Origin of the sequence: Prevotella sp. PTAC (assembly GCF_013166535.1) — a bacterium.
Lineage (GTDB): Bacteria > Bacteroidota > Bacteroidia > Bacteroidales > Bacteroidaceae > Prevotella.
The window spans coordinates 1-15075 of sequence record NZ_JABKKK010000020.1 but is presented as its reverse complement, the minus strand read 5'-3'; the positions used below and the strand labels follow the sequence as shown (position 1 = coordinate 15075).

Sequence of the window (15075 nt, the reverse complement as noted above, 5' to 3'; positions counted from 1 at the left end):
CAATCATTTTAGCAAAACTACAAACAATTATCCACCCGATGGACATCTCTCTTACTAGAAAAAAGTGCCAATCGCTATTGACACTGCAAAGGTAAGAGTGGTGGCACTCGGAGGGATACCGAGTGCCTTTTTCTTCCTTTTTCCAACCGATTATCCCGTTAATTATCAATCCGCTAAATCCAAAGTAATGAACAACAAGAAGAAAAACGAGGGTCAGACCGACTTTTCCTATTACGGTCTGTACCTGCTGGACTATCTCCGCACGAACAAGTTTGAACAGGCTGACGACACCGCTTTCATACGGGAACGGGCCGACCGTGCCGCCGAAACGTATGAGAGGGCACGGCTTGAAGGCTATCCCGCCGATGGTGCGCAGGAACTGGCGATGGACACGCTGCTGCGCGGGCTGCATTATTCCCGTTACGCCATCCTCCGCGAAGTCGTGGAAAACGAGTTTGCCGATGAAGTGCCGGAAGAGAAGCGTGAAGCCTTTGTCCTGAAACTGCTGCCGCTTGTCGGCAACGTGTTCTCCGTCTATGACCTCTCGGATGACAATTTCGCCCTGTCTTCCGATTACGACCTGCTCTACACGGAGCTGACGGGAGCAACCGTCCTTTACTTAGACGAATATGGCGTTTAACCGCAAACAGAAACTGCGGGACAACATCGAGGCGATACGGACGGCATTCATCCTTGACAGGGAAAATAGGACAGCGACAACCGAAGAGCGTGCCATACTTCAAAGGTACTGCGGTTTCGGCGGTCTGAAATGTATCCTCAACCCTGCAAAGGAACTGACGGATGCCGTCCGGTGGGCGAAATCCGACCTCGAACTGTTCGCCCCGACGGTGGAGCTGCACAGGCTTATCCGTGAGAACAGCAAGGACGAAACAGAGTACAAGCGGTTTGTGGATTCGCTGAAAGCGTCCGTGCTGACCGCTTTCTACACCCCCAAAGAGATAACCGACACCATCGCGGACGTGCTGGCAGATTACAGCGTCCGCCCCGCCCGTATGCTCGAACCGTCGGCAGGTGTCGGCGTGTTCGTGGATTCCATGCTGCGGCACAGCCCCAATGCGGATGTGATGGCTTTCGAGAAGGATCTGCTCACGGGTACAATCTTGAGGCATCTCTATCCCGACCAGAAAATGCGCACCTGCGGTTTTGAGAAAATCGAAAGACCGTTCAACAATTATTTCGACTTGGCGGTGTCCAACATTCCGTTCGGTGACATTGCCGTGTTCGACGCGGAGTTTCAGCGGAGCGACTCTTTCGGCAGACGCTCCGCCCAGAAAACCATCCACAACTATTTCTTTCTCAAAGGACTGGATGCCGTGCGTGACGGCGGTATCGTGGCGTTCATCACCTCGCAAGGGGTATTGAATAGCACCAAGACCTCCGTGCGTAACGAGCTGTTCAGTCAGGCCAATCTGGTATCCGCGATACGCCTGCCCAACAACCTGTTCACGGACAACGCGGGCACGGAGGTGGGCAGTGACCTGATTGTCCTGCAAAAGAACCTCAGCAAGAAGGAAATGTCGCAGGACGAGCGGCTGATGACCGTGATACAGACGGACACGAAAACCGCCCTGACCGACAACGCCTATTTCATCCACCACCCGGAACGCATCGTGCATACGATGGCGAAACTTGACACAGACCCCTACGGGAAGCCCGCTATGGTTTATCTGCACGAGGGCAAGGCAGCAGGCATCGCCGGGGATTTGCGCCGTATGCTCGACGAGGATTTCCATTACAGGCTTGCCATGCGCTTGTATTCGGGTTCAATCCGGCAGGCAGGAACGGAAGAAAAAGTTGCCGTTCAAAATAAAGTAGAGCGTCCTGCCATAAAATTGGAAACAGTATCCTCGGCGCAGACGGTGGAAACTCCGACAGAAAAGCCGCAACCCGCAGATGAAAAGCCGGAGATAGAACCGCGCCCGCAATATTCCGCAGGCGTGCAGCTCACCCTGCTTGACCTCTGGGGGATGACGGAAGAGGTCAGCCAACCGAAAACCTCCAAAAAGAAAAAGACGGTGAAAAAGGCAGTTACGGCAAAGTCCACTCCGCCCAAACCGAAAGTCACGGTTACACCGACAGCTCCAACTGCAAAACCCGCAATGGAGAATAAGGAGGTGAAAGCGGAGAACACCGCCAAGCCTGCCGACCCGGACGACATCTATGCCACACTGGACTGGGATACCAATCCTCCCATCAACGGTTTCTATGAAATGATGATGGGTTTGACGCCGGAGCGTAGGAAAGAACTTCGGGAACTGGCAAGGCAGCATAACGAGAAACAAGTGGCGGAAAAGACGGAAGTGAAAGCCGTGCCGGAAACTTCCCGTGAGCAGCCACGACAGGAGGAAACACAGCCGGAGGCAGTCGCCGCACCTGCCGTTACAGATACCCCATCGGAAGCGGTGGGGACTTTCCTTTTCCCCGACATCGAAGCGGAAAAGCCGAAGGAGGAAGTCGTGGACCTTTCTCCGCGTGCCTACCACCGCACGCCGGAGATGCACCTGCGCGAAGGGTCGCTGGTGGCTGACCGGGGGCGTCATAACATCGGCTACCTGAAAGACATCACGCCATACGGGGCGACATTCCAGCCGCTCGACCTGAAAGGATACCAGAAGGAAAAGGCGTTGTTGTATGTGTCGCTGCGTGACGCCTACGAGCGTCTGTACCGTTATGAATCGCTCCGGCGCGAGGCAAATGTTCCGTGGCGAGAGCATCTGAATACCTGTTACGATGAGTTTGTCATGCGCTACGGCAACCTCAACGCCAAGCAGAACGTGAAGTTAGTGATGATGGATGCGGGCGGGCGCGACATCCTTTCGCTGGAACGGATGGAAAACGGAAAGTTCGTCAAGGCGGACATCTTCGAGCATCCTGTTTCCTTCGCGGTGGAGAGCCATGCCAACGTAGGCTCTCCCGAAGAAGCCCTGTCTGCGTCGCTCAACAAATATGGTACGGTCAATCTCGACTATATGCGGGAGATAACCGACAGCACGGCGGAGGATTTGCTCACTGCCCTGCAAGGGCGCATCTACTACAATCCGCTCGTGACCGGTTACGAAATCAAAGACCGTTTCATCGCCGGAAATGTCATAGAGAAAGCGGAACGCATAGAGGCATGGATGGGTGACAATCCCGAAAATGAGCGTATGCCGGAGGTGAAGCAGGCGTTGGAGGCTCTGAAAGATGCCGAGCCGCAGCGCATCGCCTTCGAGGATCTGGACTTCAATTTCGGGGAACGCTGGATTCCGACGGGTGTCTATGCCGCCTACATGAGCCGGCTGTTCGACACGGAGGTGAAAATCGCCTATTCCGCAAGCATGGACGAGTTTTCGGTGGTGTGCGGCTACCGCACCATGAAAATCACGGACGAGTTTCTGGTGAAGGGGTATTACCGGAACTATGACGGTATGCACCTCCTAAAACACGCCCTGCACAACACCTGCCCTGACATGATGAAGTCCATCGGCAAGGACGAGCATGGCAACGACATCAAGATGCGCGACAGCGAGGGAATACAACTCGCCAACGCCAAGATTGACGAGATACGAAACGGCTTCTCCGAATGGCTCGAAGAGCAGTCGCCGCAGTTCAAGGAGCGGCTTGTGACGATGTATAACCGCAAGTTCAACTGTTTCGTGCGCCCGCGCTACGACGGCTCCCATCAGACCTTTCCCGACCTCAACCTGAAAGGGCTGGCAAGCCGGGGTATCAAGAGCGTCTATCCCTCACAGATGGATTGCGTCTGGATGTTGAAACAGAACGGCGGCGGAATTTGCGACCACGAGGTGGGAACCGGTAAGACGCTGATAATGTGCATCGCCGCGCATGAGATGAAGCGTCTGAATTTGGCACACAAGCCGATGATTATCGGGCTGAAAGCCAACGTTGCGGAGATTGCAGCCACCTATCAGGCGGCATATCCCAACGCACGTATTCTGTACGCTTCGGAGAAGGACTTTTCGACCGCCAACCGTGTGCGCTTCTTCAATAATATAAAGAACAACGACTACGATTGCGTCATCATGTCGCACGACCAGTTCGGCAAGATACCGCAGTCGCCGGAATTGCAGCAGCGCATCCTGCAAGCAGAGCTTGACACGGTGGAGGAAAACCTCGAAGTGCTACGGCAGCAGGGAAAGAACGTGTCGCGGGCGATGCTGAAAGGATTGGAGAAGCGCAAGCACAACCTTGAAGCGAAGCTGGAGAAGGTGGAACACGCCATAAAGTCACGCACGGACGACGTGGTGGATTTCAAGCAGATGGGCATCGACCACATCTTCATAGATGAGAGCCACCAGTTCAAGAATCTGACTTTCAACACGCGCCACGACCGTGTGGCGGGATTGGGAAACAGCGAGGGAAGCCAGAAGGCACTTAACATGCTCTTTGCCATACGCACCATACAGGAGCGCACAGGAAAAGACTTGGGTGCGACCTTCCTCTCCGGCACGACTATCAGCAACTCACTGACTGAATTGTACCTGCTGTTCAAGTACCTGCGCCCGAAGGAGCTGGAACGGCAGGACATAAGGTGTTTCGACGCTTGGGCGGCGATATTTGCCAAGAAGACGACGGATTTTGAATTTAACGTGACGAACAATGTGGTCCAGAAGGAGCGTTTCCGCTACTTCATCAAAGTGCCGGAGCTTGCCGCCTTCTATAATGAAATCACGGACTACCGCACGGCGGAGGATGTGGGCGTTGACCGTCCTGCCAAGAACGAGATACTGCACCATATACCGCCCACGCCGGAACAGGAGGACTTCATACAGAAACTGATGCAGTTCGCCAAGACGGGCGATGCCACCTTGTTGGGCAGGCTGCCGCTTTCGGAAACGGAAGAAAAGGCGAAGATGCTCATCGCCACGGACTATGCCCGGAAAATGGCACTCGACATGCGCATGATAGACCCGAATTACGAAGATCATCCCGACAACAAAGCGAGTCACTGTGCCAAGATGATCGCGGAGTATTATCAAAAATACGACGCCCAGAAAGGCACGCAGTTCGTTTTCTCTGATTTGGGGACATACCAGCCGGGCGACGGGTGGAACGTCTATTCGGAAATCAAGCGCAAACTGACGGAGGACTACGGTATACCGCCAAGCGAGGTGCGCTTCATTCAGGAGTGCAAGACCGACAAGGCGCGGAAGGCGGTGATAGACGCCATGAACGCCGGGACGGTGCGTGTGCTGTTCGGCTCTACCTCTATGCTCGGAACGGGTGTGAACGCCCAGAAACGGTGTGTGGCTATCCATCATCTCGATACGCCGTGGCGACCGTCCGACTTGCAACAGCGTGACGGACGCGGAGTTAGGGCAGGTAATGAGATTGCCAAACATTTCGCCGGGAACAACGTGGATGTAATCATCTACGCGGTGGAGAAGTCACTGGACAGCTACAAGTTCAACCTCCTGCACTGCAAGCAGACTTTCATAAGCCAGCTCAAAAGCGGTGCGATGGGTGCGCGTACCATCGACGAGGGGGCAATGGACGAAAAATCGGGCATGAATTTCTCGGAATACATGGCGTTGCTCTCCGGCAATACCGACCTGTTGGACAAGGCGAAACTGGAAAAGCGGATCGCATCGCTCGAAGGGGAACGCAAGTCGTTCAACAAGGGCAAGCGTGATTCGGAGTTCAAGCTGGAGTCAAAGACCGGCGAGTTGCGCAACAACACGGCTTTCATAGATGCCATGACGGAGGACTGGAACCGCTTCCTGTCGGTGGTGCAGACCGACAAGGAGGGCAACCGCCTTAATATAATAAAGGTGGACGGAGTGGATTCCGCCGATGAGAAGGTCATCGGAAAGCGTTTGCAGGAGATAGCCAAGAATGCCACGACCGGAGGGTTGTACACGCAGGTCGGTGAACTTTACGGTTTTCCGATAAAGGTGGTGAGCGAAAGGATACTCAAAGAGGGATTGGAGTTCACCGACAACCGCTTCGTGGTCGAGGGGAACTACAAGTACACCTACAACAACGGGCATCTGGCGATGGCTGACCCGTTGGCCGCCGCCCGCAACTTCCTCAACGCGATGGAGAGGATACCCTCCATCATCGACCAGTACAAGGCGAAGAACGAGGTGCTGGAGATGGAGATACCGCAGTTACAGGAGATAGCGGGTAAGGTGTGGAAGAAGGAGGACGAGCTGAAGCAGTTGAAGTCCGAACTTGCCGCCCTTGACCGAAAAATTCAGCTGGAGCTTGCGCCACCCACGCCCGAAGTCGCAGAAAAGGAGAATGAAGGGCAACAGCTCAAGCCGGAAGCGGAAGATGTGAGGAACAGGCAGGCGCAATATCCCGAAAATGCACCGCCGCAGATACGCAGTCCGGCGGATAGTATCGTTGCCAACCATGTCATAATCGGGCGTCCGGGACTGTATGCCAAGGAGGAAACCCGGTCCAAAGGATTGAAAATATAACCTAAGGAATTTTATCTGAAGTATTAATAAGGGCTATCCCAAAAGGTCTAAAAGTAAATTTTATCCTTTCTGCAAGTATCTATAGGATGGCAACTGCATTTTTTTCTTTTTGGGCAGCCCTTATTAAAATTTATTCTTATTTTAGGTTATATACATTCATGTCCATTTATGTAAAAAATTCCTGCTGACCTTGTTTATGTCTTGTCAGTCACCATTTGCAAAACCATATTTGACCCTCAAAGAGGCTGAATTTGATAAGTAACTTGCTACATACTCATAATAAGGAGCTAAATAGAACACGAATGGGAAATACACAAATGCTAAACTAAAGAAGATATTGGCCAAAATAAACGCTATACCGAGAGAGAAACTTGATTTTTCAACTTCCTAAAACGGTGTTGTTCAAACATTTCTACTTATTTGTACTTGCCAGTTGAACCTACGCTTCCCTAATAAAATGTCTATGGTAAAAAGTTAAAAAATCCTCCCACTTTTGTTAGATATATTTTTTTGTGTAATTTTGTAATCGTTATGCGGCAGTAATAATATACATATTAATACGAGTTAGTAATCCTGTAGTTCTCATATGCTACGAGGAGGTATTAAAAGGTGCGTTTCGACAATGCATCTACTGTAGTATATTATTGCTTAATCCAAATGAATATTATAAATTTAGGAATTCTTGCTCACATTGATGCAGGAAAAACTTCCGTAACCGAGAATCTGCTGTTTGCCAGTGGAGCAACGGAAAAGTGCGGCCGTGTGGATAATGGTGACACCATAACGGACTCTATGGATATAGAGAAACGTAGAGGAATTACTGTCCGGGCTTCTACGACATCTATTATCTGGAATGGAGTGAAATGCAATATCATTGACACTCCGGGACACATGGATTTTATTGCGGAAGTGGAGCGGACATTCAAAATGCTTGATGGAGCAGTCCTCATCTTATCCGCAAAGGAAGGCATACAAGCGCAGACAAAGTTGCTGTTCAGTACTTTACAAAAGCTGCAAATCCCGACAATTATATTTATCAATAAGATTGACCGTGCCGGTGTGAATTTGGAGCGTTTGTATATGGATATAAAAACAAATCTGTCGCAAGATGTCCTGTTTATGCAAACTGTTGTCGATGGATCGGTTTATCCGGTTTGCTCCCAAACATATATAAAGGAAGAATACAAAGAATTTGTATGCAACCATGACGACGATATATTAGAACGATATTTGGCGGATAGCGAAATTTCACCGGCTGATTATTGGAATACGATAATCGCTCTTGTGGCAAAAGCCAAAGTCTATCCGGTGCTACATGGATCAGCAATGTTCAATATCGGTATCAATGAGTTGTTGGACGCCATTTCTTCTTTTATACTTCCTCCGGCATCAGTCTCAAACAGACTTTCAGCTTATCTCTATAAGATAGAGCATGACCCCAAAGGGCATAAAAGAAGTTTTCTTAAAATAATTGACGGAAGTCTGAGACTTCGAGACGTTGTAAGAATCAACGATTCGGAAAAATTCATCAAGATTAAAAATCTAAAGACTATTTATCAGGGCAGAGAGATAAATGTTGATGAAGTGGGTGCCAATGATATCGCGATTGTAGAAGATATAGAAGATTTTCGAATCGGAGATTATTTAGGTGCTAAACCTTGTTTGATTCAAGGATTATCTCATCAGCATCCCGCTCTCAAATCCTCCGTCCGGCCAAATAAGCCCGAAGAGAGAAGCAAGGTGATATCCGCTCTGAATACATTGTGGATTGAAGACCCGTCTTTGTCCTTTTCCATAAACTCATATAGTGATGAATTGGAAATCTCGTTATATGGTTTGACCCAAAAGGAAATCATACAGACATTGCTGGAAGAACGATTTTCCGTAAAGGTCCATTTTGATGAGATCAAGACTATCTACAAAGAACGACCTATAAAAAAGGTCAATAAGATTATTCAGATCGAAGTACCACCCAACCCTTACTGGGCCACAATAGGGCTGACTCTTGAACCCTTACCGTTAGGGGCAGGGTTGCAAATCGAAAGTGACATCTCCTATGGTTATCTGAACCATTCTTTTCAAAATGCCGTTTTTGAAGGGATTCGTATGTCTTGCCAATCTGGTTTACATGGATGGGAAGTGACAGATCTGAAAGTAACTTTTACTCAAGCCGAGTATTATAGCCCGGTAAGTACACCTGCTGATTTCAGACAGCTGACCCCTTATGTCTTCAGGCTGGCTTTGCAACAGTCAGGTGTGGACATTCTCGAACCGATGCTCTGTTTTGAGTTGCAGATACCCCAAGTAGCGAGTTCCAAAGCTATTACAGATTTGCAAAAACTGATGTCTGAGATTGAAGACATCAGTTGTAATAATGAGTGGTGTCATATTAAAGGGAAAGTTCCATTAAATACAAGTAAAGACTATGCCTCAGAAGTAAGTTCGTACACTAAGGGCTTAGGCATTTTTATGGTTAAGCCATGTGGGTATCAAATAACAAAAGACGGTTATTCTGATAATATCCGCATGAACGAAAAAGATAAACTTTTATTCATGTTCCAAAAATCAATGTCATTAAAATAATGGAGCGGTCAGGAAATTTCTATAAGGCAATACGGTTGGGATATATACTTATCTCCATTCTTATCGGATGTATGGCATATAATAGCCTCTATGAATGGCAGGAGATAGAAGCATTAGAACTTGGCAATAAAAAAATAGACGAGCTCCGAAAAGAAATAAACAATATCAATATTCAAATGATAAAATTTTCTCTATTGGGTGAAACAATACTGGAATGGAACGATAAAGATATCGAGCATTACCATGCACGGCGTATGGCAATGGACAGTATGCTCTGCCGTTTCAAGGCCACCTATCCAGCAGAGCGCATCGATAGTGTGCGCAGTCTTTTAGAGGATAAGGAACGACAGATGTTCCAGATAGTCCGGTTAATGGATGAACAACAATCTATTAACAAGAAGATAGCCAATCAAATTCCGGTTATTGTACAGAAAAGTGTGCAGGAACAGTCCAAAAAGCCAAAACGAAAAGGTTTCTTAGGCATATTCGGCAAAAAAAAGGAAGTAACTCCAGCAGTATCAACCACTATCCTTCATTCGGTCAATAGAAACGTAATCAGCGAACAGAAAGTGCAGGATCGCCAATTGTCGGAACAAGCCGACAGCCTTGCAGCTCGTAATGCAGAACTTAACAGACAACTGCAAGAATTGATTTGCCAAATAGAAGAAAAGGTACAAACCGAACTGCAAAGCCGGGAAAACGAAATAGTTGCCATGCGTGAAAAGTCATTTATGCAAGTAGGCGGTTTAATGGGATTCGTTCTTCTATTGTTGTTAATTTCCTACATCATCATACATCGTGATGCAAAAAGCATTAAACAATACAAGCACAAGACAACTGATTTGATAAGGCAACTGGAACAATCCGTACAACGGAACGAGGCACTGATAACGTCAAGGAAGAAGGCGGTACATACTATCACCCATGAACTGCGCACACCGCTGACAACAATAACAGGCTATGCCGGACTGATACGGAAAGAACAGTGTGAGGATAAGTCCGGGCAGTATATCCAAAACATACTGCAATCCTCCGACCGTATGCGGGATATGCTTAACACTTTGCTTGACTTCTTCCGCCTGGACAACGGCAAGGAACAGCCCCGTCTGTCACCCTGCCGGATTTCAGCAATCACGCACACACTTGAAACGGAGTTCATGCCTGTTGCCGTGAACAAAGGGCTGTCCTTGTCCGTGAAGACTGGACACGATGCCATTGTATTGACCGACAAAGAGCGAATAATACAAATCGGGAATAACCTGCTGTCAAACGCTGTCAAGTTCACAGAAGAAGGCGGTGTTTCTTTGATTACTGAATATGATAATGGAGTTCTGACACTGGTCGTTGAAGATACAGGTACAGGCATGACAGAAGAGGAACAGAAACAAGCGTTCGGTGCGTTTGAACGTCTATCAAATGCCGCCGCAAAGGAGGGTTTCGGGCTTGGGCTTGCCATAATGCGTAATATTGTGTCGATGCTTGGCGGAACAATCCGTTTAGACAGCAAGAAAGGGAAAGGCAGTCGTTTCACAGTTGAAATTTCTATGCAGGAAGCTGAAGAACAGCTTGGATATACAAGCAATACACCTGTTTATCATAACAATAAATTCCATGATGTTGTCGCCATTGACAATGATGAGGTATTACTTCTGATGCTGAAAGAGATGTATTCCCAAGAAGGAATACACTGCGACACTTGCACCGATGCTGCGGCACTGATGGAAATGATACGCCAGAAAGAATACAGCCTGTTGCTGACAGACTTGAATATGCCCGATATAAACGGTTTCGAATTGCTGGAACTGTTGCGTTCGTCCAACGTGGGCAATTCACCAACAATCCCGGTGGTTGTGGCAACCGCTTCGGGCAGTTGTAACAAAGGGGAACTATTGGCAAAAGGCTTTGCCGGATGCCTGTTCAAACCGTTCTCCATATCGGAACTGATGGAGGTTTCCGACAGGTGTGCCATAAAAGCGACACCGGACGGGAAACCGGACTTTTCCGCCTTATTGTCCTATGGCAATGAAGCCGTCATGCTGGAAAAGTTGATAACTGAAACAGAAAAGGAAATGCAGGCGGTACGGGATGCAGCAAAAGAAAAAGACCTGCAAAAGCTGGATTCCCTGATCCACCACCTGCGCAGTTCGTGGGAGGTGCTCCGTGCCGACCAACCGCTGAATGTACTTTACGGATTGCTTCGTGGCGATGCTCTCCCGGATGGTGAAGCGTTAAGCCATGCCGTGACTGCCGTGCTGGATAAGGGAGTGGAAATAATACGGTTGGCAGAAGAGGAAAGGAGAAAATACGAAGATGAATAAGACAAAAATAATTGTGGTGGAAGACAACATCGTGTATTGCGAATATGTCTGCAATATGCTGTCACGGGAGGGCTACCGCAATATGAAGGCTTACCACCTCTCAACCGCGAAGAAACATCTGCAACAGGCAACAGATAATGATATCGTGGTTGCCGACCTGCGTCTGCCTGACGGCAGTGGCATAGACCTTTTGTGCTGGATGCGAAAGGAGGGAAAGATGCAGCCCTTCATCATTATGACCGACTACGCCGAAGTTAATACCGCCGTGGAAAGCATGAAACTCGGCTCGATAGACTATATTCCCAAACAGCTTGTGGAGGATAAACTTGTCCCCCTGATCCGTTCCATACTGAAAGAACGTCAGGCAGGACAACGCCGTATGCCTATATTCGCCCGTGAAGGTTCCGCCTTTCAGAAAATCATGCACCGCATAAGGCTGGTAGCCGCCACCGATATGAGCGTGATGATATTTGGTGAGAACGGCACGGGCAAGGAGCATATTGCCCACCTGTTGCATGACAAGAGCAAACGTGCAGGCAAGCCATTTGTGGCGGTGGACTGCGGTTCACTCTCCAAAGAGCTTGCACCGTCGGCTTTCTTCGGACACGTCAAAGGTGCATTTACAGGTGCGGACAATGCCAAGAAAGGATATTTCCATGAGGCGGAAGGCGGCACGTTGTTTCTGGACGAGGTAGGAAACCTCGCGTTGGAAACCCAACAGATGTTGCTCCGTGCCATACAGGAGAGGCGGTATCGCCCGGTCGGAGACAAGGCAGACCGGAATTTCAATGTCCGCATCATCGCTGCTACCAATGAAGATTTGGAGGTATCGGTGAATGAAAAGCGTTTTCGGCAGGATCTTCTGTACCGCCTGCACGACTTCGGGATAACCGTTCCTCCGTTGCGTGACTGTCAAGAAGACATTATGCCGCTGGCAGAGTTCTTCCGTGATATGGCAAACAGAGAGCTGGAGTGTAGCGTGAGCGGGTTCAGTTCCGAAGCACGTAAAGCGTTGCTGACACACGCATGGCCGGGCAACGTGCGGGAACTTCGGCAGAAAGTTATGGGTGCTGTATTGCAGGCGCAGGAAGGTGTTGTCATGAAAGAGCATCTGGAACTTGCCGTGACGAAACCGACCTCTACTGTCAGCTTCGCCTTGCGCAATGACGCGGAGGATAAGGAGCGGATATTGCGTGCGTTGAAACAGGCAAACGGCAACCGGAGTGTCGCCGCAGAACTGCTCGGCATAGGCAGGACAACACTATACAGCAAACTTGAAGAGTATGGACTTAAATATAAATTCAAGCAATCATAGCCCGTAATTCACTGAATTTGGCTATCTTTGCATAACATTTGAGAAAAACGGCGATTGGCAGGAGCTTTTCGCCGCCAACATATAGGATAAGACCGCAAGGCGTTTCAAGCGAAAATCTGGTAAATTTAGTTATATCTCAAAAGTCCACACTGTAATATTTTGTAAACCAATGATTTATATTCCGACATGTTTTTATTAAGGAACAAATTAGGAACAGAAACACAAATTATCGCATTTTCCTGTTTTTTTGTTTGCACTACCTTTCTTTCTCTTCACTTGTTCGTACTTTGAGCATTTTTCCAAACCTTTTTGCTCGATTTTCATTCTTTCGCGAAGAGTTATTGTTTCTGTATTCATTAGCGAAAAATCGCAGCCAAAAGAAAAAAGGAGCTAATCTTTTTTTCAAGGAACATTGTTTTTTGCAAAGGTAGCTATTTCCCTCGAAACACATATACAGGCAGCCCAATATATCTGCCTATATTTAGTTTACTTTAGTTTAGCATATATATAGGCTAATAGACTAAACTAAACCTTTCCCAAACGACCTCCCCATACTTTTATATTTGCAGTCAAAAGAGAAGATAGTCACACCGATATTTTCTCTTTTCGCTGCAATCCCCTTTTATTCCATAGTCCCATTTACAGATTACCCATTGCAGGTGTACTCCCACATTCTTGCATATCGACTTTCAGGCTGCCTGATGAGAATTGTGTCGCAAAGGTACTTGTCATGGCTTTCTTGTATTCAAGGTCACAGCCTGACGGTTCCCGACAAAATCTCCACGCTCCGCTTTGCAGAGGTCGTATTTGGTCGTGAAACCCTGCATAAAGAGCCATAACACCTTTTGAGGCGACATAATTTTCAATCAAGCCCGAAAGTAGCTGAAATGCTAAAAGAGGGAAAAATAAAAAACTTAAAACTTAGGATTATGGCAAATTACGCAACAAACCTTTTCTTCGCAACTACAGAGAATGAACAAGACCTTGATAAAATAGAGGTTTTCTTGAACGACAATTTTGGTGACTGTTATCTTGAACGTGCTGATGACGCTTTGGAGGGCGAGTTTTCTTCTCGTTGGGCTTATCCAGAGGAATTGATAGACGAATTGGTAGCATCTTTAGAGACTAAAGATAGTATCTATATTCGAGTTCTGACATATGAAATGGGATGCGAATATGTTAGCTTTCGGACATACTCACAAGGCAAATGGCATATCAGGTTATGACTGTAAAATGACATGACTATGTACGAATACGAAGAAGATAGCGAAATTATCGGTGCGCACTGCACCCTGCTTACCCCCTATAAAGGCTATACCGAGGGAACAGTTGTCGGCGACTTCGGCAATAAAATAGTGGTACGTCTGAACAGTGGCAAGGAGGTGGTCGAGTACCGTGATGAAGTGATTATTTACGATTAAATACAAGAGCGATGCAACAGGTAGCAATGAAATTCGTCCAATGGGACGTACCCGAATTAGAGAAGCTGAAAGACAGCAGGGTTTACCAATTACGGGAACAACTTGATAACGGAGACAAGTTGAGCCGTGAAGACAAGAACTGGATTACCCGAAACGTGAAAGAGTGCATCCATTTCAAAAGAGGTATCGCATTGATGGGCTACTTCTTTGATTTCTCCGATGTTCTCAAACGATATTTCGTAAAACAGCACGGACATATCGCCGAGTATTACGCCATTGACAAAACAGCGTTGCGCTCTGTCCTGTATGGTCGAATAGAAGACATAGTAGAAGTATAATTAAAATCAAAGAAACATGAAAGCAACGATTGAGCATAGCTTTTGTCCTTATTGTGACGAGGTAACAGAACTCTACTTCCGTATCATCAACACGATTCTTTTCTCCACCGATGAAGCGGAACTGCGTACCGGCATGGAACGCCTACAAGAAAAAACACGCCTTGATGATTATTTCGTCTTCGGCTATGGCAAGCATCATCTATGGGTTTGCCAAAGACGTCCCAGTAATCAAAAAAAGATTTTCGAGCATCGGGTAATCATGGCAGAATTTTGATGATACAGGCAGGAACGGGATAATCTTCCATTCCTGCCATGCCGCATTCCCTTTTTTACATTTATCTCTCTCTTTTGGCTGCGCCATATCCTTTTGTAAAAACCAGCCATTCGTGAAAAGCTGCCGTCCGCTTTTTCCGATAAGCCGGGTTCTTTCCTTTTTCCCTTTTGTCCCCTTTTCTTTCTGCCGGACGGGAACATGGCAGCACCCCGATACCCCGTTCCGCCTTTTGTCGCCACTTCGTTGATATTCCCTTCTGCGGTACCGCAACCTGTTGTCAGTTCAGTGTTCTGTTTGTAGCCACCTCAATTCAGTCCGACCGAATTACACGAAAATCCCTGCCGATTCTGCGGACTTACAGCCGAAACGCGCACCATTGT

9 protein-coding genes are annotated in these 15075 nt (G+C 47.9%); all 9 read left to right on the top strand.

Going from position 1 to position 15075, the window contains the following annotated elements; all coding sequences use genetic code 11:
- The first annotated feature begins 187 nt into the window (after positions 1–187).
- The 9 genes from HPS53_RS12080 (at position 188) to HPS53_RS12040 (ending at position 14695) form a co-directional block, all read left to right on the top strand.
- A complete protein-coding gene (locus tag HPS53_RS12080) occupies positions 188–640 on the top strand; it encodes a DUF1896 domain-containing protein (protein ID WP_004304266.1) in 453 nt (150 codons plus the stop codon).
- Positions 630–6446 (top strand): N-6 DNA methylase, encoded by a 5817-nt coding sequence (locus tag HPS53_RS12075; protein WP_004291462.1) that lies wholly within the window; start codon positions 630–632, stop codon positions 6444–6446. The genes HPS53_RS12080 and HPS53_RS12075 overlap by 11 nt, the downstream gene beginning before the upstream one ends.
- Positions 6447–7103: 657 nt before the next feature.
- Positions 7104–9029, top strand: coding sequence for a tetracycline resistance ribosomal protection protein Tet(Q) (tet(Q), locus tag HPS53_RS12070; RefSeq protein WP_004291466.1), 1926 nt, complete (start codon positions 7104–7106; stop codon positions 9027–9029).
- Positions 9029–11347 carry an ATP-binding protein gene (locus HPS53_RS12065; RefSeq protein WP_172206433.1) on the top strand — a complete coding sequence of 773 codons (2319 nt, stop codon included), beginning with the start codon at positions 9029–9031 and terminating at the stop codon, positions 11345–11347. The genes tet(Q) and HPS53_RS12065 overlap by 1 nt, the downstream gene beginning before the upstream one ends.
- Positions 11340–12662 (top strand): sigma-54 dependent transcriptional regulator, encoded by a 1323-nt coding sequence (locus tag HPS53_RS12060; RefSeq protein ID WP_004291471.1) that lies wholly within the window; start codon positions 11340–11342, stop codon positions 12660–12662. The genes HPS53_RS12065 and HPS53_RS12060 overlap by 8 nt, the downstream gene beginning before the upstream one ends.
- Positions 12663–13591: 929 nt before the next feature.
- On the top strand, positions 13592–13888 hold the full coding sequence (locus HPS53_RS12055; protein WP_008669461.1) for a hypothetical protein: 297 nt from the start codon (positions 13592–13594) through the stop codon (positions 13886–13888).
- 18 nt (positions 13889–13906) lie between these two features.
- Positions 13907–14083, top strand: coding sequence for a hypothetical protein (locus HPS53_RS12050; protein ID WP_008669460.1), 177 nt, complete (start codon positions 13907–13909; stop codon positions 14081–14083).
- An 11-nt stretch (positions 14084–14094) separates the two neighbouring features.
- Entirely contained in the window at positions 14095–14421 is a 327-nt protein-coding gene (locus tag HPS53_RS12045) for a molybdenum ABC transporter ATP-binding protein (protein WP_008669459.1), read from the top strand.
- Positions 14422–14437: 16 nt separating this feature from the next.
- Complete coding sequence (locus tag HPS53_RS12040; RefSeq protein ID WP_005680032.1) at positions 14438–14695, top strand: hypothetical protein; 258 nt, start codon at positions 14438–14440, stop codon at positions 14693–14695.
- Positions 14696–15075: the final 380 nt, after the last annotated feature.